This is a genomic window from Actinomadura rudentiformis, from assembly GCF_008923185.1.
GTDB classification, from domain to species: domain Bacteria; phylum Actinomycetota; class Actinomycetes; order Streptosporangiales; family Streptosporangiaceae; genus Spirillospora; species Spirillospora rudentiformis.
Map to the genome: position 1 here is coordinate 95,494 of NZ_WBMT01000007.1, position 19,053 is coordinate 114,546.

The 19,053-nt window shown below is 66.1% G+C and carries 21 protein-coding genes, 2 tRNA genes and 1 pseudogene; 10 read left to right on the plus strand and 14 right to left on the minus strand.

All coding sequences use genetic code 11. From position 1 onward, the window contains the following. Nucleotides 1-679 precede the first annotated feature (679 nt). The 4 genes from F8566_RS16115 (at nucleotide 680) to F8566_RS16130 (ending at nucleotide 1,605) form a co-directional block, all read left to right on the plus strand. A tRNA-Asp gene (locus tag F8566_RS16115) sits at nucleotides 680-757 on the plus strand. An 18-nt stretch (nucleotides 758-775) separates the two neighbouring features. Beyond that, nucleotides 776-849, plus strand: a tRNA-Phe gene (locus F8566_RS16120). A gap of 177 nt (nucleotides 850-1,026) precedes the next feature. Beyond that, nucleotides 1,027-1,359 (plus strand): DUF6247 family protein, encoded by a 333-nt coding sequence (locus F8566_RS16125; RefSeq protein WP_151561059.1) that lies wholly within the window; start codon nucleotides 1,027-1,029, stop codon nucleotides 1,357-1,359. Further along, complete coding sequence (locus F8566_RS16130) at nucleotides 1,360-1,605, plus strand: hypothetical protein (RefSeq protein WP_151561060.1); 246 nt, start codon at nucleotides 1,360-1,362, stop codon at nucleotides 1,603-1,605. A gap of 266 nt (nucleotides 1,606-1,871) precedes the next feature. Here the strand turns inward: F8566_RS16130 and F8566_RS16135 are convergent, their stop codons facing one another. After that, nucleotides 1,872-2,144: a site-specific integrase gene (locus F8566_RS16135; RefSeq protein WP_318836413.1), complete on the minus strand. Its 273-nt coding sequence runs from the start codon at nucleotides 2,142-2,144 to the stop codon at nucleotides 1,872-1,874. Nucleotides 2,145-2,353: 209 nt separating this feature from the next. Next, a complete protein-coding gene (locus F8566_RS16140; RefSeq protein ID WP_151561061.1) occupies nucleotides 2,354-2,806 on the minus strand; it encodes a PH domain-containing protein in 453 nt (150 codons plus the stop codon). A gap of 202 nt (nucleotides 2,807-3,008) precedes the next feature. On the opposite strand from F8566_RS16140, the gene F8566_RS16145 reads away from it, so the two are divergent. Then, a complete protein-coding gene (locus F8566_RS16145) occupies nucleotides 3,009-3,362 on the plus strand; it encodes a hypothetical protein (RefSeq protein ID WP_151561062.1) in 354 nt (117 codons plus the stop codon). A 171-nt stretch (nucleotides 3,363-3,533) separates the two neighbouring features. Here F8566_RS16145 and F8566_RS16150 read toward each other — a convergent pair whose 3' ends face one another. The 4 genes and pseudogenes from F8566_RS16150 to F8566_RS16160 all read right to left on the minus strand — a co-directional run bounded on the left by F8566_RS16150 (nucleotide 3,534) and on the right by F8566_RS16160 (nucleotide 7,736). Continuing rightward, nucleotides 3,534-4,274 carry a 3-keto-disaccharide hydrolase gene (locus F8566_RS16150; RefSeq protein WP_192809696.1) on the minus strand — a complete coding sequence of 247 codons (741 nt, stop codon included), beginning with the start codon at nucleotides 4,272-4,274 and terminating at the stop codon, nucleotides 3,534-3,536. Between the two features lie 38 nt (nucleotides 4,275-4,312). After that, a pseudogene (locus F8566_RS52945) lies at nucleotides 4,313-4,753 on the minus strand (GMC oxidoreductase); the annotation flags it as partial. Continuing rightward, the gene (locus F8566_RS51215; protein ID WP_225993233.1) at nucleotides 4,726-4,980 is read right to left on the minus strand and encodes an IS110 family transposase; all 255 of its coding nucleotides are present in this window, start codon (nucleotides 4,978-4,980) and stop codon (nucleotides 4,726-4,728) included. The pseudogene F8566_RS52945 and the gene F8566_RS51215, both read right to left, overlap by 28 nt. Nucleotides 4,981-6,827: 1,847 nt before the next feature. Beyond that, complete coding sequence (locus F8566_RS16160; RefSeq protein ID WP_151561064.1) at nucleotides 6,828-7,736, minus strand: hypothetical protein; 909 nt, start codon at nucleotides 7,734-7,736, stop codon at nucleotides 6,828-6,830. 195 nt (nucleotides 7,737-7,931) lie between these two features. Between F8566_RS16160 and F8566_RS16165 the strand changes: the two genes are divergently transcribed. Together F8566_RS16165 and F8566_RS16170 are read left to right on the plus strand one after the other, a co-directional pair. Next, on the plus strand, nucleotides 7,932-8,132 hold the full coding sequence (locus F8566_RS16165) for a DUF397 domain-containing protein (protein WP_151561065.1): 201 nt from the start codon (nucleotides 7,932-7,934) through the stop codon (nucleotides 8,130-8,132). A 393-nt stretch (nucleotides 8,133-8,525) separates the two neighbouring features. Next, entirely contained in the window at nucleotides 8,526-9,809 is a 1,284-nt protein-coding gene (locus F8566_RS16170; protein ID WP_151561066.1) for a glycosyltransferase family 2 protein, read from the plus strand. Between the two features lie 292 nt (nucleotides 9,810-10,101). Here F8566_RS16170 and F8566_RS16175 read toward each other — a convergent pair whose 3' ends face one another. The 3 genes from F8566_RS16175 to F8566_RS16185 all read right to left on the minus strand — a co-directional run bounded on the left by F8566_RS16175 (nucleotide 10,102) and on the right by F8566_RS16185 (nucleotide 12,793). Next, on the minus strand, nucleotides 10,102-11,034 hold the full coding sequence (locus tag F8566_RS16175; protein WP_225993234.1) for a peptidoglycan-binding protein: 933 nt from the start codon (nucleotides 11,032-11,034) through the stop codon (nucleotides 10,102-10,104). A gap of 124 nt (nucleotides 11,035-11,158) precedes the next feature. Next, nucleotides 11,159-11,824, minus strand: coding sequence for a DNA alkylation repair protein (locus F8566_RS16180; RefSeq protein WP_151561329.1), 666 nt, complete (start codon nucleotides 11,822-11,824; stop codon nucleotides 11,159-11,161). A 240-nt stretch (nucleotides 11,825-12,064) separates the two neighbouring features. After that, nucleotides 12,065-12,793 carry a transketolase family protein gene (locus F8566_RS16185; protein WP_151561067.1) on the minus strand — a complete coding sequence of 243 codons (729 nt, stop codon included), beginning with the start codon at nucleotides 12,791-12,793 and terminating at the stop codon, nucleotides 12,065-12,067. A 68-nt stretch (nucleotides 12,794-12,861) separates the two neighbouring features. Here F8566_RS16185 and F8566_RS16190 point away from each other — a divergent pair, with 68 nt between their 5' ends. Continuing rightward, entirely contained in the window at nucleotides 12,862-13,029 is a 168-nt protein-coding gene (locus F8566_RS16190; RefSeq protein WP_225993235.1) for a hypothetical protein, read from the plus strand. Between the two features lie 51 nt (nucleotides 13,030-13,080). On the opposite strand, the gene F8566_RS16195 is transcribed toward F8566_RS16190, so the two are convergent. The 3 genes from F8566_RS16195 to F8566_RS16205 all read right to left on the minus strand — a co-directional run bounded on the left by F8566_RS16195 (nucleotide 13,081) and on the right by F8566_RS16205 (nucleotide 14,763). Further along, on the minus strand, nucleotides 13,081-13,320 hold the full coding sequence (locus F8566_RS16195) for an EF-hand domain-containing protein (protein WP_151561068.1): 240 nt from the start codon (nucleotides 13,318-13,320) through the stop codon (nucleotides 13,081-13,083). 82 nt (nucleotides 13,321-13,402) lie between these two features. Beyond that, on the minus strand, nucleotides 13,403-13,825 hold the full coding sequence (locus F8566_RS16200) for an iron chaperone (protein WP_151561069.1): 423 nt from the start codon (nucleotides 13,823-13,825) through the stop codon (nucleotides 13,403-13,405). 239 nt (nucleotides 13,826-14,064) lie between these two features. Continuing rightward, a complete protein-coding gene (locus tag F8566_RS16205) occupies nucleotides 14,065-14,763 on the minus strand; it encodes a S1 family peptidase (protein ID WP_151561070.1) in 699 nt (232 codons plus the stop codon). A gap of 222 nt (nucleotides 14,764-14,985) precedes the next feature. Here F8566_RS16205 and F8566_RS16210 point away from each other — a divergent pair, with 222 nt between their 5' ends. After that, complete coding sequence (locus F8566_RS16210; protein ID WP_151561071.1) at nucleotides 14,986-15,441, plus strand: ATP-binding protein; 456 nt, start codon at nucleotides 14,986-14,988, stop codon at nucleotides 15,439-15,441. A 62-nt stretch (nucleotides 15,442-15,503) separates the two neighbouring features. Further along, a complete protein-coding gene (locus F8566_RS52260) occupies nucleotides 15,504-17,114 on the plus strand; it encodes an FAD-dependent oxidoreductase (protein ID WP_264159322.1) in 1,611 nt (536 codons plus the stop codon). A 6-nt stretch (nucleotides 17,115-17,120) separates the two neighbouring features. On the opposite strand, the gene F8566_RS16220 is transcribed toward F8566_RS52260, so the two are convergent. Together F8566_RS16220 and F8566_RS16225 are read right to left on the minus strand one after the other, a co-directional pair. Next, nucleotides 17,121-18,341 (minus strand): sensor histidine kinase, encoded by a 1,221-nt coding sequence (locus F8566_RS16220; protein ID WP_225993236.1) that lies wholly within the window; start codon nucleotides 18,339-18,341, stop codon nucleotides 17,121-17,123. Beyond that, on the minus strand, nucleotides 18,338-19,027 hold the full coding sequence (locus tag F8566_RS16225) for a response regulator transcription factor (RefSeq protein WP_225993237.1): 690 nt from the start codon (nucleotides 19,025-19,027) through the stop codon (nucleotides 18,338-18,340). The genes F8566_RS16220 and F8566_RS16225 overlap by 4 nt, the downstream gene beginning before the upstream one ends. Nucleotides 19,028-19,053 lie beyond the last annotated feature (26 nt).

Genomic DNA, 19,053 nt, shown 5'->3' on the forward strand with positions numbered 1-19,053 from the left:
CGCGACGACAAAACCGCACCCCCAACGCCTTCAGTCAGTAATTCGTGGATCTACCACGCCACGCCTCACGTTGCCCCCGCTCCAGCAACCCGCCACGTGGCCGCGCCCAAGCTGATCAGCATCCGAGGTCCCGGCACCCAGACGATCAGGCCGCTGGGCCGGTCGCTCCCAGGCGCAGCGGCCACCGCCTCCGCCGCCACAACGGCCAACCACCGCTGCCACCCAACCTGATCAACAAGCGCGAGGTCAGCTGGCTTTGGCTCTTGGCGACGACGCATCATCGCCTCCCTGTTCCAGACCATCCGCGTGTACTTCTACCTCGGAGTACCTATCGGCCCCTGACTCAACAAGCTGGAGTGGTGCGGAGCGACCTGAGGCGGCGAAGCCACGCCCGACCGTCTTCAGGCACACCGATGGGTTGGCCGCTGCGGCTCCGTGGGTGTCGATCAAGGGCGCGCTAGATCCGCAACCCGGTGGCGTGCCCGTTCCTTAAAGCACGCACCACCAACACGTGCTCCGTGACGACGCAGGCAAGATCAGGTCCCCGGCCTCCGCGCCGCCCGCCTGCCCGGAATCAAGTTGGCGCCCACCTCAGCCATCGCGTATGCTCTCGGACGTCGCCAAGAACGGCCCAGCCGGTCAGGAGACACCACCAGAGCAGCTAAGCTCTGACAAGCAAGGTCCTGTGGAGCAGTTAGGAGTGCTCGCCACCCTGTCAAGGTGGAGGCCGCGGGTTCAAATCCCGTCAGGACCGCCAGGCGCGTACGCGCGTCATGGGCAGGTAGCTCAGTCGGTACGAGCGTCCGCCTGAAAAGCGGAAGGTCGGCGGTTCGACCCCGCCCCTGCCCACCTCTCCAAGCAGCCCAAACGCCCCGGAGTCACCAGACCCGGGGCGTTTTTGACGGCGACCGGACAGCAGACGGTCACCCTGCCCAGAACTCGGGCGCCTCCCGGTCATCCCCACGCGGGGTTGCTACCTCGGCCCATGTCAGGCTCGGTACGCTCCTAGGGAGCGAGGAGGCCCAGATGACCGCGCAACCGCACGACTACGGTTCTGGCAACACGCCCATGCCAGAGAAGAACCTGCGTGCCATCCGTGCCGCACTTGTGGTCGCCCAAGACCGCGAAGCGTTCGATACCGGGCTCAAGGCCGTCCTTGACGAGGTCCGCGTCAGCCTGGATCTCGCAGCGCTGAACGACTTCATCCACCGCTGGTGGATCACCGCCTGCGACTCCACACGGGATGCAGAGGGACGTCGCCGCATGCATGCACAGGCCGGGCGAGCACTTGCCGGCGAGCCACTCCCGCAGGGAAGGCCATGGCGCGAGGTCCTGGCCGAGCGCGAAAGCGGACGGTAGGTGTATCAGCTCATCCTCGACCTGATCGCCGAAGAGCAGATCAACACAGTTCCCGAGGAAGCGCTGGGTCCCCTCGCTGAACTGTTCACGCTGCTGGAAACTGCACCATGGAGCGGACACTCTTTCAACCCGTCCAACCCCCGCGCCAACATGCTCACTCACACCTTCGGCGAACGCGGATTGGCAACCTACATCGTCCTGGAAGAGCAACGAGAGGTATACCTCATCCGCGTCGAATGGGCGTGATCCCACGGCCGAGTGTGACGGCAACGGCGGCCACCAACCAGCACCGCGAGCGCACCTCAGGCGCCGTCTGACCTTGGTGGACGGGACGGCGGCAGGGCAGTGGCCACTTCTGAAAAGCGGAAGGTCGGCGGTTCGACCCCGCCCCTGCCCACCTCTCTAAGCAGCGAAAATGGCCTCTGACCAGCGCTTACGCGGTCGGGGGTCGTTCTCGTCTGTCCGGCTGTCACCGGCGGTTTGCGGTTGATCGTGCGGAATACGTGCGGAACTCAGTCGCCCCTGAGTGCCTGCTCAATGCGCCGTTTGCCTGCCTCGTCCTGGCCCTCGATGCACTTGGCGTAGACCCGGAGCAGCACCTCGACACTGTGGCCGGCCCACTCGGGTACACCGCCGTTGAGCCAGGTGGACACGCACGCGTGGCGAAGGTCGTACGGGCGTTTGGCGAGCGGCGAGGCGTACTCGGCCTCGCTGAGCGCCGTCTGGCGGGCAGTGTCCCATGCACGCCGATAGGTGATGCTGGCCAGTTCACCGCCGCTCGACATCGCCCACGCGACGCACCGAACGCGAAGATTAGACCTCAAATAGCGGGCTGAGCAGTTGCGTGGCGGTCATCAGCGAGCCTTTACGCATTTCCGAAATATCGCCAGGGGCAGCTCCCGGCGAGACGCAACACCACGACCTGGGTCGGGAATGCTAGCCACGCTACGACTGCGGACGGTCTGCGCGCGAGAACGTCGATGCACGCAGGGCTTTAGTTCTCAGGAGAAGGGAGAGGACCGGACCACATACGCCGGAGCTTTTCCAGCTCCTGAGTCATGCGCATCACGCGGGCGGTGGTGTAGCGAGCGTTGGACATTGTGGAGCAGTAGAGGGAAAAGAGCCTCACCTGATTCGAACGTGAGCGGTCGGGGGCCCGCCCCTTCAGCACGACGACCGGCCAGTCGCCGCCGGGCGAGGGGTCAAGTCTGGATTCCCGGGTGATCTCCGAGATCTCTCCCCAGGGAATGAAGCAAGTCCGCAATAAACCGTGATGTGTGAGCCCCTGCGGTGTGGCCACCACTCTGGCCGTGACAGCCCGGACGGCTGGCCACTGCCCCACCAGCACCACGATCACCACAAGGACGTTCGTTGGGGCACCGGGCAGGGGGAGGGCGTCGACCACGGCGCATACCAAGCTCATGAGCATTTCCACGATCAGGACCACGAGCAGACGAAAGGAAGGGCTACGAAAGGTCCGGCGCATCGGCTTACGGTAACCGGGGCCGGTGACCGACACCAAGAACAGATCTACGCCTTCGGCTACCTGCTCCGCTCTGGAACCATTGGACAGCGGAGCGCTGATCGTGCATGGGCGTAGGGCCCTCTTAGGTATGGGACGCCGACCCTCGATAACGTACCGTCGGTGCATGAATGGCCGACATACTTTTGAAGGCTCCGGCATCGATGAGGGCGCCATGGCCCAACGCGATCGTGAACTTGCCAATTGGATCGAGACTCACTCTCAGGCGTTGACGGCTGCGGCAACGACCGCCCTCGCCCACGCCCGTGAGCTTCGGACAGTGCTCCCCTACAGCGAGACGTTCTGCGACTTGCTGGCCGAGGCCTCCACTGACCCGCACGGCATCTATGCCACAGCCCAGTTCGCCATCCCACTCGCCCGCGCTTCCGAGGTATCCGAGACCACCCGCGATGCCCTGCAAGCGCTCGCAGACATCTGGGAGGCGGGCCGCCTCGCCGCGAACCTGCACCCGGACAGGTGATCCTCCAGATCCGGCCACGCCCACCCATGCCCAGAGCTGACAGCAACGACTGCCCCTAATAGCACTCCCGGCGACGCTCGCAGGAGAGACGACGACACTCAGGTTCTGGCCCGAGGGTGAGACAGTTGGGCACGGCGGCGCTGTCCGGGTGGGTGGTCAGCGGACCTGGGGTTACAACCGTTTGGTGCGGATCTGGCGGAACGCGACATTGCTGGTGTGGGCTTGGAGACCGATGTAGCCGGATGATGTCTTGGCCGACGCCGGAAGGCCGCGGTCCAGGTATTTGTCAGCTGGCTTGGTGAAGGACGTGACCGGCAGGTGGGCGGTCTGTTGTCCGGCCTGTACCTCGCCCAGGCTGACGGTGTAGGCGTCGCCGACCACCTCGATCTCGAACTCGTACCACTTGTCGGGCTGGAGCACGGGCCCTGGGCTGTACTTCTGCTCCACCGGCTCGGCCAGCCCGTTGATCGTCTGGCCGGTGGGGATGTCATAGAGGGCGCCCGTGCGGTGCTTCTCGTAGTAGAACGGGCGGCCTTGCTCGTCGATCTGGACCTCGAAACCGGTGGTCACGGCTACCCAGGCGGGGTTGCCGGCTGCGCGAGGCTCTCGCCGGTTCACCTCGTCCCACCGGGCGTGTGGATACCGGAAGCGCAGGAGCACCCCTGAGTTGCTGGTGGCCTTGCCGAAGGCGTCCACGGGCCCGGGCAGGCGGAACTGGAGCCGCAGCACGAAGTCGTTGAAGGCCTCTGCGGCGTAGAACAGGATGCCGTGGTCGTCGCCCGGTTGGGCGATGAGGAGGCCGTCTTGCAGCCCGAACGCGCCGGACCCGGCGTTGCGCCAGCATTGGAAGGTGTTGGTGATGCCGTCGAACAGGTAGCTGAAACCGGGCTCGGGTTGGGGCGGGGCGGGCACCTTGATGAGCTGTCGGCGGTGCGCCGTGCAAGGGCCACGCCGGACAGCATGGGGTTGGGCGAGCCGGTGGTGGGCAGCAGCGCGGGGCCGACGGCATAGAGGTTGTCCAGTTCCCAGATCCGGCCGGTCGGGTCGGTCACTGAGGTGGCGGGCTCGTCGCCCATCCACAAGGTGCCCGCCTCGTGGTGGGTGGAGGACAGGGAGTCCTGGCGCAGGTCACGGCTGGGCACGGTGTCTTGCCAGTGCGCGTTCTGCGCGTCGTTGGGACGTGAGAGGTATTCGATCGGGCCCAGCTCGGCGAAGGAGGCGGCGAGCTGGTCGGTGCTCAGGCGGGGTCTCGTCCTAGCAGGATGGCGCGGCGGGTGTATTCGTACAGGCCGTCGAACAATGGCTGGGTAGTACTCACGCAGTAGAGACCGCAGCCCGTTAGATGCGCGAGTGCATCGCCACGTCACGTCCTGGCAGGCGCGGGCCAGCACCGCATGGAGCGGACGAGTTCGAGATCGGCCGGCAGCGGCCGATGCACGTGCGCATCGGTGCGCAAGATGTTGACCAGCACCATCGCGTCGGCGCGGTCAGACTTCTTGCCGGAGGACGAATAGCGCTCACGGTAACGGGCGACGGCCATCGGGTTGATTGAGTGGACCTTGCGTCCTGTGGCACACAGCGCGGCGGCCAGGAGGCTGCGTGGCGTCTCGGTCGCCACCGGGATCAGCTCCCAGCACCGTCGCCAGCGTCGGCCAGCATCTCGTTGAAGCCCTCAACGGTCTCGGCGATCCGGTGCTTGGCGACCAGGGCGCCGTTTTCGTCGACTAGCGCGACGTCATGGTGGTTCCCGGACTAATCATTGCCGCCTCAAGCTCGTCCTCCGGGATCGTTTTCAGGCAGGTCAGGCCCTTGACGGGGTCACACGGCGCCCTAATGGAAAGGCTCGCTGGCCCCACAGCCCGGGGGACTCGGCCGCTGTGGCGTTCCAGGGGAGGAAGACCCCCCCGGATCGCCCTCCTCGCGGCGGGCGGGCCGGACCAGGTGCGAGTAAAGGCTGGCGAAGAAATCCGCTCCGGCAGGCCCCTTGTCGGTGACCCGACGGTGCCGGGCCCAGGTTCAGCAAGGCTGCGCGACCTCATCGGCGCGTTCGAGCCCGGGTTACCTCCTCGCTCAGCAGACCCTTGATGATTTCTGCCCCGTACACCAGATCATGCTGGCAGTTGCGCATTGGAGAAGTCCCCACAGGTGCCGCTCGCCGGGTGGATTCGAAATCCAGAGCCTTGGGCTTGTTTGGCGGAAGATAATTTGGGAAGTCGCCTTCTCCAGGCTGCTGTCAAACGAGCCATGGGAACGAACCCTCAAATGAGGTCTTGACAGACGATCATGGTCGACAGATGATCATCTCACCCAAGATCCCCCGAAGGGAGCTCGAAATGCGAATGGTGGGCAATCGAGTCCTGTCCATGGCGGCTGCGGCGATTACAGTGGTTGTGGCGCCTGCTGTGATTTCCATTCCGAGCGCAGCGGCAGACGAGAAGGGCGCCGAAATCATGGCCTCATGCAGGGACGTGGCGCCGCATATTAGGCGAGTAATCGTCGGCAGGGCCAAGGTGCACACCAGCTATTCTGGGTCATCCAGGGTAATAGCCACGTGGTCGTCCCGTCAGCTTTTCCGTGTCGACAGGCGTTGCGTTAACGATGCCGGAAACCTGTGGTGGCACTCGGACTGCTGCACTGGCGTTAAAGGCTGGATCTGGAACGACTATACAGAGTTCGCCGGATACAGTTAACAGAGCTCGCCCAGCGATCTGTGGCTGTAGATCGCAGCCGCACTTCGCCTGGTGAGCCATAAATCGGTAATTCGTCGCTGGTCCCCGGCCTTGGCCCGGCGGGGAGTCGGCTCCAGACCAAACTGGCGCTTGAGCGTCCAGACGATCGCCTCGACACGCCGCCGCAGCCAGGTGGAAAAGAGCCCCGAATCATCCTCGCTGGCGCCCAACTGAACCGCACGGGCGGTCAGGTGGGTTGGGCCGCCCGAAGCAGGGGCTTCGTAGCCTATGCGAACCGGAGAACCTTTCGCGCGAATCGGTCTGTAACAGCGTTTCGCCGTTCGCGCGAAAGGGCACTCCGGACCGAGGCTAAGGCGGAGTGCCGAAGGGCCGTTCTGTCTTGGGAACGATGGCGAGGACGACAGCAACAGCGGCGCACAACCCCCACCCAAGGCACATGCCAGCAGCTCCATATGCATGGAGAACGCGGTGGGCGTTGTGCGTTGCTATTCCTGAAAGTCGAAAGGTCGGCGCTTGCTGGCCCCTCGTAGGCTTCCACGCATGTACCGCCCGAGCGCACGTTTCAGACGCACCAGCGCAGAGCGACAGGACCAACTGCTCTCGTGGGACCGGGATGACGTGGCATTTTTTGCCGCTGGAGCCTGCCACATCCTCGCATGCGCCTTCATGGAAACCTATCCGGATGCCGGGCTTCGCCCCTGTCGGGCCACGCGAGACGAGGGAAGCCAGCCACGTTCATGTCACGGATGGCACGTGGGCATTCGATCAAGTCACCTTAATTTGCCCCGTAAATTCTGGCGTTAACTGCCTCCTCTAGAGACATTCCATCCGCTTCGTCCATTCTTTCGAAGATGCTGTAGAGGAGCGCCAAGGCCCCTACGCCCAGAAGCGTCTGCTTTTGCTTGTGATCGACAAGATCATTGCTGGGATTGGCGATACTGCGAAGTGTGAGTCCATCGACGATCGCCGCTAGCAGGTTGGCGAAGTCGTCGATTTCCACCCCTGGACGGAGCTGGAGGCCACGCGCTCGAGCCATGGCGCGATAAATCTCCTTCCAGGGTTCCAGGAAGGTTGCATAACCACCCCGGATGCCCTCAGTGATCACTTTATCGCCTTCAGCGGTGATCATGGCCGCGTAGCGAAGACGTGAGCCTGGCAGGTTGATGGCATCTCGCATGTTGAGGTAGGCCAGAGAGTGCACGGCGCTGACGAAGTCCGGACCTGCAAACAGATCCTCCGCCCCCGCAGCCATCTTTCTTGAGTAATCAGCTGCGTGGTGGCCGTGCCACAGTACGAACTGGATCAGGTCGGCCAGGAAATCCGACTGCGACTTCCATCTGTCTCTCATCGCGCCCACCGTTCCTTGCTTAGGGAAAGGGGGTGGATTATTTGCCACCTCGGCTACGACGGCGCGCTGGCTCAGGAAACTAAGGAGTGGACGTGTGATGGAGTTCTCGTCCTCGGGGTCGGTCGGTGTGCGCTCGGAATCGGGGCCGAGATGGCGACTGGCAAGGCGGATGGCTGCCACCAGGTAGGCCGATGTCACCGGGTCGTTGGCCAGTCGGTGCCGACTGGAGGGAGACCGTCGATCCAGATGTGTGATTACGGATGACATGTCCTGATTGTATGGAAATGGAAGGTCTTGATGGATCTTGCCCTGGCAGTCGCCGCCATCGCTCGTCATAGCTCAAGTCTCGCGCAATACTTTCGTTGTATGCCTCGAATTCACCGACTTCCGCGCACGTGCGCGCCTTTGAGTGAGTGGACGAGCACAAACGTTCGAGACAGCACCTCCGTCGGCCCCCTAAGAAAGGGTTATCAGTCCAGTGGGGTGCCGGACCGGTCATGGGCCGGCACATAGCAAGGAGGCCGAGCCCGCATGAGGAGTGGGGAAGGTTCCGGCGCCTGGCGAAAGGCGTGCGGCGAGTCCGCCGCCTGTGTGGAAACAGCGTCGCTGAACTCAGGCATGGTCGGGGTCCGAGACAGTATGGATCCGGGCAACCACCTGGAGATCTCCGCCGACCGTTGGCAGCTGCTTCGGGAAAGGATCAAGAAGGGAGAGTGCGATCTCCAGCCGTAATTGACCGGACAGAGGGCCGCGTGGCCGGCTGGCGGCAAGGCCGACCAGCCAGGCCGCGTGGATCGCAGGCCCAACCGCCAAGCTAGCTGGGCTATGACTGGCCAGGGCCGATGGTTCGGGATGAAGAGGCGACACCAAGGACAGGCCGGATTGAGCGCGTCGAAGCAGGGACTTCGCAACCCTAGCCGCCGCGCGCCGGACCACTCGTTCGCGTGAATTTGTCTGTCACACCGCTCGACTGCCCCGGAATGCGGGGTGGCGACAGGCCAGCGCGTGTTGTAGTACGTCGTCGTCCAGCGCGGCACGCCTCACGCTGGCCATCGCCGGGCTGGCATTCGTGCTGTACGCACTGCTCCTGGTCGTCCTCACCCTGTGCGCACGGAGGGGACACCAGTGATCACTTTTCTGATCATCTGCGCCGTCGCAGGCTTGCTCATCGTTTTCACGTACACGCTCGGGATGTACCTCGAGTGTGCCGGGCGCCCGGATCGGCCCACGAGCACCGATGACGATTTCACTGTCGTCTTCCTGGTGCCGTGCCTGAACGAAGAGCGCGTCGTAGGGGCGACTCTGACGCGCCTGATCAATTTGCCTCTGCCGGACAGCCTCATCGTCATCGTGGACGACGGTTCCGATGATGAAACGGCGGCCGTCGTCGGCGAGTTCACCGATCCGCGGGTCCGGCTGCTCAGGCGTCACCTGCCCGACGCCCGCCTAGGCAAAGGCGAAGCCCTGAATCATGCCATCCGATTCCTACTGGACAGTGAGATGCGGCAAGGAGGTGCGCTCAGCCACCGAGCCGCTGACAGGATCCTCGTCTGCCTGCTGGACGCGGATGGCCGCCTCGACGAGGAAAGCGTGGCCGTGGGGCTTCCCTGCTTCGCCGACCCACGAGTCGGCGCTTTGCAAGTCGCCGTGCGCATCGGAAACCGGGCACAGAGCATTCTCGCGCGACTGCAGGACATGGAGTTCGTCGTCTTCACGCACGTGTTCCAACGCACGCGGAGTCGGCACGGCTTCGCGGGACTCGGCGGAAACGGACAGTTCGCGCGGCTCAGCGCACTCCTCGCCATCGGCGACCGCCCGTGGTCGAAAAGCCTGACCGAGGACCTCGACCTCGGCGTACAGCTCGTTCTGTCCGGCTACCGGACGATGTACGTCCCGCATGCGACCGTCCACCAGCAGGGCCTGGTCAGCCTGCCCAAGCTGGTACGGCAACGCACTCGATGGTTTCAGGGCCATCTCCAGGCGTGGCGGCTCATACCGGCCGTGGTCGGCCGGGCGTCCGGCCGCGTCGCGGCAGATCTGCTGCACGTCCTGTTCAGCCCGCTGCTGATCATTGTCGCCTCGTTCATGATGGCCTCGCTCGGAGCGTCGCTCGTCGCGGCGGCGTCCTCGCAGGCCGTTCGCGAGCAACTGTTCCAGCCGCAGCCGATCATGTCGTGGTACGTGCTCACGTTCGCTCCCGCCTTCTTGTTCGGCCCTGTCTACGCACGCGTGAGCGGCGATCACCGGCTTCTGGCGGGGCTGGCCTACGGCCACCTCTTCATCTTGTACAACCTGGTGTGGTTCGCGGCAGGGTGGTGGGCGCTCTGGCGCATGGCGATCGGGCGGCATGGCTGGCACAAGACCGAGCGGCTCACCGAGGACGGCGCATTGCACGGACCGGTCCGGTAGGCCGACGGCACCGCATGACGCCATGTCGCGTGACGGAGCACGCCACTGCACGGGCCGGAGTGAAACATCACCGACCTCAAGCGTTGACGGGACCCGGGGAGACGCTCTGGTCTCACTGATGGAACGAGCCGCAACGGCAGATGGCTCCGGGTGGTCACCCGGAGCCATCTGTGCCGAACCAGCTCCCTGTAGGAAGCGAGCTTTCCTAGATGAGTCGCCCAGAGCGGGACCGAGTCATCACGCCAACCCCGATGGAGGGCGGGTGATGGTCAACGGTGTCCGCTGAACGCCGTCAGCGGCGCGCGCGCAGGTATTCCTCCCAGGTGCGGATGGGCTTCACCTTCGGGCCATCGTCCTTGCCGCGGTTGGCGAGCCCGTTCAGGCCGAGGTAGTAGTCACCGACCTGGTGCTGGGCCGGGGTGGAAAGGTCGGTGTCGTTGAGGGCGGTGGCGTGGATGTGCCACGGCCAGTTGCCCTGCCTGGGGCTGCGCACCCATGCGGCGAAGCCGACACGGCGCAGCTCGCGGACGACCTTGGTGCGGGTGGCGGCGTTCATCCCCTTCACCGAGATGTCGACGACGCCGCCGCCGTCGTGGGTGCCCTTGGACGTGGGGTCACCGCCGGGGTTGTACGAACCCTGGTCCAGCACGATCTTGCGACCGCCGAGCAGCCGGCTCGCCTCGGTGAGCATCTTCTTCGTACGGGTGTTGACGACGTAACGGCCATACTTCACCCGGGCACCCGGGACGATGACGTGGTTGAGCTTGAAGCGGCCGGCCCCGAGCTTGGTGAGCGACGCCTTGCCCGGCAGGCCGTTGGCGGCGACGCCCTTGTAGCCGAGCGACTTCTGGTACTTGGTGAAGGCGGTGACCGTCGTGGTGCCGTAGTGACCGTCCACGTACTTCGCGGCGAGCAGCTTCTTGTCGCGCAGCGCCCGCTCAACGAGGAGCACGCTGGCCTTGGCGCCCGGGGTGAAATTGTTGTTGGGCCGCCGCGGGTCGATCTGGGCCGCCTTGACGGTGGCTTCCATGTTCACGCTCGGAAGGGCCTTCGCGTCGGCCGTCGGCGCCACCGATGTCTCGGACGCTCCAGCCGTTCCGGCCAGGGAAGCGAGCAGGCCGGCCGACACGAGGGCAGCGGCGTATGTGGAAAGCTTCATCATTTCTCCGGGTTCCAGTGAAACTTCGGGGGCGATGGCCACGGCCAAGTCCACCGGATTGATCACCGATGCACAAGAAGATCAACATTGTCCAACCAGCTCCGGACGAATCAGGCTGCGTCCGGCCAGGTCTGGATAATTTCGGCCTGGGCGTTCACAGGCCCGTGCCGACCTGGACGAGATGTGTTTCTCACTGACCAGCGTGCTGCCGGCGCACCATCTCGTTGATCCAGATGGGCGCGAACGGAGATGTGCAGCCCGGGGAGGTCGGGTAGTCCTTGAGCACCTCCAGGCGCTCACCGATGGCGAGCGCACGGGCGCGGTGCTCGGCGTGCTCGATCCCGATCTGAGCCAGGCAGTGGTTCATCGCCCACTGCAGGCGATCCGGGGCGTCTCTCATCTCCGCCTCGATGACGTCCAGCAGCCCTGCGAGGTCGAGCCCCTCGGGTTTCTTCGCCACTCGCTCGGTGGTCAGCGCCCAGCCGGCACTCGCAACCACTGGATCCGGATCGGCGACCCAGGCCACGCGCAGCTCTTCGCAGTGCCGGTTCTTCTTCACGACATAGTTCACGAGCCAGTCGTGCACCTTGGGTGTGCGCGCCTCGCGGACCATGGCGTCCAACTCGTCACGCTCGAACGCCTTGGGGCGGCAGATCAGGAGCGCCAGCAGTCGCGCCGCGGTGTCATCGGTCTCCCAGAGCTGACGCGCGAGTTCCTGCTGGGTCTTCAGCCGCTTGGCAAGCGCCCGCAGCTTGCTGAGGTTCACACCGTGATCGTCACCGTGCTTCTCGTTCACCTCGCGCGTCCTGGGGTCTTCAAGCGCAGCCAGCTCGGCCATCACCTCGGTCAGCGTCATCTCGGCCACCCCGACCTCCTGTCCGTCATGTGCGAGATTCAACCTAAGACCGGCGCTCTCGGAATGACAGCAGGTAGCCGAACACGATTGCCGGAGACGCACACTGGCCGCAGCGTCCGAGCGGAACGCATAAGCAGCATGGACTGCTGCTATTGCTCCACGAATACGACAGGGCACCGCGACCAGGAATCAGCGCCACACCGCGCCGTATTGCGAGTTGTGCGACCGCTGCGCGGACTCTCATAGGAGTGTCAGGACCTTGGTGACTATGCGGTCGACCGAGAGGCCGTAGCGTTCGTGGAGGGTGGGGAAGGCGCCGATGGCCAGGAACTCGTCTGGGAGGGCTATGGGCGTGACCGGTTTGGGGGTGCCGGCGAAGGCCAGTGCGGAGGCGACGGACTCGCCCAGGCCGCCGATCACCGAGTGGTTCTCCAGCGTGACGATCAGGCGGTCGCGGGCGGTTTCTCGGGCGATCGTGTCCAAGTCGAGGGGTTTGACGGTGGCGGCGTGGACCACGGCGGCGTCCACGTGGTGGTGGGCGAGGCGTTCGGCGGCGTCCAGCGCGCGCATGGTCATCAGTCGGCTGGAGATGAACAGCACGTCGGCGCCGTCGCGCAGGCGGGCGGCGCGGCCGAGTTCGAAGCGGTAGTCGTACTCGTCCAGGACCGTGGCCACCTCGCCGCGCAGCAGGCGCAGGTAGGACGGGCCGGGGGCGGCGGCGAGGGCGGGGACGGCCTGCTGGATGTCGACCGAGTCGCAAGGGTCGACGATGGTCAGGCCGGGCATGCCGCGCAGGATGGCGATGTCCTCGGTGGCCTGGTGGCTGGGGCCGTAGCCGGTGGTCAGGCCGGGCAGGCCGCCGACGACGTTGACGTTGAGGCCGGGTTCGGCGATGTCCAGGCAGAGGAAGTCGTACGCGCGGCGGGTGGCGAAGACCGAGTAGGTGGAGGCGAACGGGACAGGAAGCAGCCGAGTGGAAGGCCAAACGCCAGGTCCCGTTCCCTGTCCTCGTCGGCCGCCGGGGCACCCCGCACAAGATGATCGGCCTGGGCAGAAAGGTCTTCGGCTCGATGCAACAGTCGGGCAGCGTCCTCATCGATTCCCAGGGCGTCATTCGCCACGCCCACGGCGCCACCATGCCCACCGGCGGCTACGACAAGAAAGGCATCACCGCCGCCGTCCAGGACCTCCGCGCCCACGCATGATCTGAAAGCTCATGCTCTGGGCGCCCAGTAGGCCTGGGCCGGCTTAGACGTTCAGGCTTCGGAGCCTAGTTCGGGGAGGTTCTGCGCGAGCGGCACGAACTCGGTCACCGACAGGAGCCCGTTGTTGTCAGTGTCGTACTCGGCGAACAGCGCCTTGACGATGCCCGACAGGTCATTGACCTCGGCTGCGGGGAACATTCCCGCGATCGCAGCAGTCACCTCGTCCACGGTGAGCTGGCCATCCCCATCGGTGTCGTAGCGAGCGAACACCGCCTCGTACTGATCGGACATGATTCCCTTCCGCGCAGGCGACCGTGGTCCTGATCGTAACCACTTCCCGATGGTGGCCGTCGGTTTTGCGCCTGGTCGCTCTTCAGCTCACCGCTTTCTTGACGAGCGCGGCGATCCTTTCCTCGTCTTCGGCGGACAATCCGACCAGGGCGAAGGAGGTCGCCCACATGGTGCCTTCGTCGAGGTTCGCGTCCTCGTTGAAACCCAACGTCGCGTAGCGAGTCTTGAACTTCGCCGCGCTTTGGAAGAAGCAGACGACCTTGCCGTCCTTGGCATACGCGGGCTGGCCGTACCAGGTTCTCGGCGAGAGCTCCGGTGCGGTGGCCTTGATGATGGCATGGATCCGCTCGGCCATGACGCGGTCCTCTTCCGGCATCTCGGCGATCTTCTCAAGCACCTCGCCTTCCTTGTCCGCCTTGGCCCCGCGGCGAGCGCTCCGTACCTCTTTGGCGCGCTCCTTCATCGCGGCTCGCTCTTCGTCCGTGAAGCCCTCGGTCTCCTCCATCGCAGATCCCTCCGTGCAGGTCCTGATGACGACTCAGATGCTAGGGAGCCGCACTCGGAGGTGGCTTCTCCGAAACTGACCGGTCGGCTCAACACCAGATGATCAAGCCTGGTTCGCCACCAGCATGTTCCAGATCGCCAGGAGTTGCGCGGGTCGGCGGATCGTGGCGGGAGCGTTCTGGTCACACAGCCACGGCTGGCACAGGCCCGGCTAGGAATTCCTAACCGGGCCTGTCTCAATCAAACACCGGCTACCGAGCGGATCCACGAACGGTTGTAGGGCACGCTTCCATACTGTTGTGTCGACCGGCCGTCGGCTGTGGAGGCCACACCGACCTGCTGGCCGCTGTAACGCTGTGGGCCGCCCGAGTCACCGCTCCAGGCGTTCCCCGTGATCCTGCTGCTACATACGGCCTGGCCGCCGTAGTAGTCACGGCACGTCGTGGACGTCACACGGACGTCCGCGCACTTCAGCTGATCCGAGGTGGGGCCGTTGTAACTCGTACGACCCCAACCGCAGATCTGGTTGGTCGAGCCGACCGGCGGGTTCGTACTGGCGAGCTGGGAGAACGTGGTGTTGTACGCGCTCGACAGCCGTACCAACGCCAGGTCGCCCTGGGGCGAAACCTGGTAGCCGCTGGTGGCCATCGTGGTGGCGCGCGACCGGTGGACGCTGCCGACGCGGACCGTGATGCCGCTGCTGACGCAATGCCGCGCGGTGAGGACCCAGGTCGGGGCGATGATGGTTCCTGAGCAGGTGAACGATCCGTTGCTGCGGTAGATCGAGGCCGCCCAGGGGGCGTTGGTGACCGTGCCGCCGCCGATGATGGGCGGGGCGGCCTTGGTGGACGGGCGGGGCTCGGCCGCTGTGGCGGGGAGCGCCATCCCGAACAGCAGGGCCAGAATGGCCCCTGCCACGGTAATGGTACGGCTGGGCATGCACAGCTCCTTTGTCGAGGGGTGTGTGCAGGAGCCCCATGAAGATAGATCTGCGATCGAGCCCTGTGACCTCTTCGGCGCCTCTCGGATTTTCACTGTGAACGGCTCTGCCTCAGAAGGCGCGCGCGATGGCGACGCTGCATCCCGCCCCATCGTGGTGGTTTCCTGGCGATTCGTCGGGCATGGCAGATATGCGACCACCAACCAATAGGAGGAACCGCAATGGAGTTCCTGCTGGTGCTGTGCTTGCCCAGGGACGCCGAGACGGCCCACCTGACACGGGAGGTGCTGGACGCGTCGCTCACCACGCTCGGCGTGGACGAAGGCATCTGCGACGACGTCAACCTGGCCCTCGGAGAGGCGTGCGCGAACGTCATCCAGCACGCCGATCCGAGCGACGAGTACGAGGTGCGTATCCGTACCATCGGATCGCGATGCCGGATCGAGGTCGTCGACACCGGCCGCGGCTTCGACGCGGTGCAGCTGGAAAAGGCCGCCGCGAACGCCGCCGTGACCGCCGAGCACGGGCGCGGCCTCCAGATCATCGACGCCCTCGCCGAGAACCTCCAGATCGTCAACCGCCGCCAGCACGGCGCGATCATCCGTTTCGAGATCCCCCTCAAATGGGAGCCCGGATCCCCCGGGGAGATGCTGGCGGCCACGGCCACCTGTGGTTAACCGGCCTCGGGCAGGGCAGGGCGACCAATACGGGTACCCCCTGCCTTGCTTGGAGGATCAGCGTGGATCCACTACCCGAAGCGACGCTTTCCTACTGGGTCGACAGCGCACCTGGCCCGTCCAACAGTGATTGGCCTCCGCTGCCTGACGAGGCCGACGTGCTCGTCCTGGGCGCCGGGATCGCCGGCCTGACGACCGCCTACCTGCTGGCGCGCGCGGGCCGTTCGGTGACCGTGCTGGAGGCGGCCCGGATCGCCGAGGGAGTGAGCGGCCACACCACCGCCAAGGTCACCTCCCAGCACAATCTGATCTATGCCGACCTGACCAGGCGCTACGGGCATGAGAAGGCCCGGCTGTACGGGGAGAGCCAGCAGGCGGCGCTCGGCTGGATCGCCGCCCAGGTGGGAGAGCTCGGCGTCGACTGCGACTTCCGGCGTCGCCACAACCACGTCTACGCCGAGGATCCGTCCTATCTGGACACCTTGCGGAGCGAGGCCGGGGCCGCCGACGAGCTCGGGCTTCCCGCCGAGTTCCTCCCTGAGGTCGACCTGCCGTTCCGCGTCGCGGGCGCGGTCCGGTTCAGGAACCAGGCGCAGTTCCACCCGCGCAAATGGCTGCTGGCGCTCGCCGAGGCGATCATCGAGGCGGGCGGGCAGATCCTGGAGGGAGTCAGGGCGACCGGACTCGGCCGTACGGACGAATCCCTCGTGCACACCAGCGCCGGCGACATCCGGGCGCGCGATGTCGTCGTGACGACCCACTATCCCGTCTTCGACAGAGGGGCCTATTTCTCGCGGCTCATCCCGAAGCGGGTCCTGCTGATGGCGGCTCCGGACTACTCGGGCACCTTGTCCGAAGGCATGTACATCGCCGCCGACACTGGGCATTCGATGCGTACGACGCCGGACGGCACCGGCGGCGAGATGCTCTTGCTCGGCGGCGCGGGATACCACCCGGGCGAGGAGCCTGAGGTCGAGGAGCGGTTTCGCAAGCTGGCCGCCTGGGGCGACGAACGTCTGAAGGTGAGCCGCTTCAGCCACCGATGGGCGACGCAGGACAACAGCAGCATCGACAGGCTTCCCTACATCGGCCGCTACCACCCGTTGGCCAAGCACCTGTGGGTGGCCGCGGGGTTCGGCCTGTGGGGGATGACGAACGGGACCGTGGCCGGACTGCTGCTCGCCGACCTGGTCAACGGCGGCGACAACCCCTGGTCGCGGCTGTACGATCCGGCACGCCTCAACGTTCGCCAGTCGGCGTCCAAGCTCGCCAGTCTGGGCCTGAAGACCGGCCTCCACTACACGGCGGACTACCCGAGGGCCTTCGCCCCCGGCGACAAGATCGCGGAACTGCGCCCCGGCGAGGGCGCGGTCACCCATGTCGGCCGCCATCCGGTCGCCGCCCACCGTGACGCCGAAGGACGGCTGACGGCGGTATCGGCGGTCTGCACCCACCTGGGCTGCCTGGTCGCGTTCAACGACGCGGAACAGACCTGGGACTGCCCGTGCCACGGCTCCCGGTTCGCCGTGGACGGCTCCGTCCGCCACGGCCCCGCCACCAAGCCCCTGAAACCCATCAAGATCGACGACGTGCCTCCACCCGATGAGCCTCCATCCGATGCGCCTTCACCCGACGCGATTCCACCCTCAGCGCCTTCCCCCGAGACCCCTTGAAGGGCATCACGCGTCCAGATGGGGCGGTGTGGTGGCGGCCGGCAGCCGGACGATGAAGGTGGCCCCCGCCCCAAGCCGGCCCTCCGCGGTGATCGTGCCGCCGTGCCCGTCCACCACCTCCCGGACGAGGGCCAGGCCGAGACCGAAGCCCCCGGGACCGCCGACGAACCTGGTGAAGAGCCGTTCAGTGCCGCGTGGATCGAAGCCCTCGCCGTCGTCCTCCACCGTGAGCGTGACCATCGGCCCGCCCGCCAGGTCCAGCCGGATATGCCCGCCTGCACCGGTATGGCCGAGCGCGTTGTCGAGAAGGGCAGAGATCACGCGGCGCAGCGCGGATTCCGCCCCGAGAACGACGTGGTCGCCGGGCCCCTGCCGCTGGACCTCGATCGTCACTCCGCGTGCCTCGGCCCGTGCCGCCTCAGCCACGGCGAGTTCGTCCGCGAGCGCGGCGAGGTCGACCGGTCGGCACGGCCGCTGCGTTCGCGCGAACTGCGCCGACAGCAGCAAGTCCTCCACGACCTCGCCGAACTGGCGGGTCCCGGCGACCAGCCGATCCACTTCCTCCGTCACGTCCTTCCCCTGACGCAGCCGGTGGGCGATGAGCTGCGCGCGGGTGTGCAACCGCGTCAATGGCGTACGCAGCTCGTGGCTGGCATCCGCCACGAACCGCCGCTGCCGCACGAGCGCCTCCCCCAGCGGAGCGATCGCCCGCCGCGCGAGCACCTGCCCGATCAGCAGCGAGCCGAGCAGGCCGCTGACCTCCGTGACGGCCAGCGTTTCCAGGAGCCGTCGCCTCTCCGCGTCCTGCTGCCGCAGGTCCATGACCGCTTGCACCACGGCGTCCCCGCGCCGCTCGGTGTGCACGAGGTAATCGTGCCCTCCGATCTCGGCCCGGTCACCGATCACGCTCTGCTCGCCGCGGGCGACCCGTCTCAGATCGGGCGTGAACGGCAGCTCCGGCGGGGCGCCAGGGGAACGGTGGACGGCGTTTCCACGGACTTCGACGAGCCAGACGCAGCACGGCGGGTTGGCTACGCGCGCGCCGCGTGTCGCCGCCGCGAGGTCGCTGCGCGCAGCGGCGTCCTGGCCGCTCACCGTGACGGTGTAGACCAGGGCCCCGGCCAGCGCGACGACCAGGGAGATCACTCCGGCGATCTGCAAGGTGATCATCCGCCGGGTCCGCAGCAGGAGGCGGCGTTCAGGATCGGAGTGGTCGCCGCCGTTCACAGCTCGCCCACGCGGTAGCCGACGCCCCGCACGGTGCGCACCACGTCAGGACCCAGTTTGCTGCGCAGGTAGTAGACGTAGGTGTCGACGATCGACTCGGCCCGGGCGCCGTCGAACACACCGTGTCGCAACGAGGCACGAGTGTGCACTTGCCGGGGGCGGACGGCGAGTGCGCGCAGCAGACGGCACTCCTGGCCGGACAGCGTGACGTTCTCACCGGTCGGCATCCGTACGACCTGGCCTTCGGAGTCGAGCCAGCCGTCGCCCAGCGGCAGCAGCAGCGCCTGGTCGAGATTGCGGCGGTGCAGGGCCCTTACACGGGCCAGCAGCTCATCGACGTCGAACGGTTTGACCAGGTAGTCCTCGGCGCCCGCGTCCAGCCCGGAGACCCGGTCGGCGACGGTGCCGAAGGCGGTGAGCACCAGGGCCGGGACCGTCACGGCCTGCCGGCGCAGGCGGCGGATGAGCTCCACGCCGTCGAGCGCCGGCAGGCCGCGGTCGATCACCATCGCGTCGTACTTCCGCGTCAGGCCCAGGTGCAGCCCGCGCTGCCCCTCCAGGGCCAGGTCCACGGTGTATCGGTGTTCGGTGAAGAGGTCGACCAGCATCTGCCCGAGGTCGCGGTCGTCCTCGACGATGAGCAGCCGCCGAACGGGCCGGTCGGCTGATCCCGATGTCGCGGCCACGCGTCAACGATCGCATCCGGCGTCCT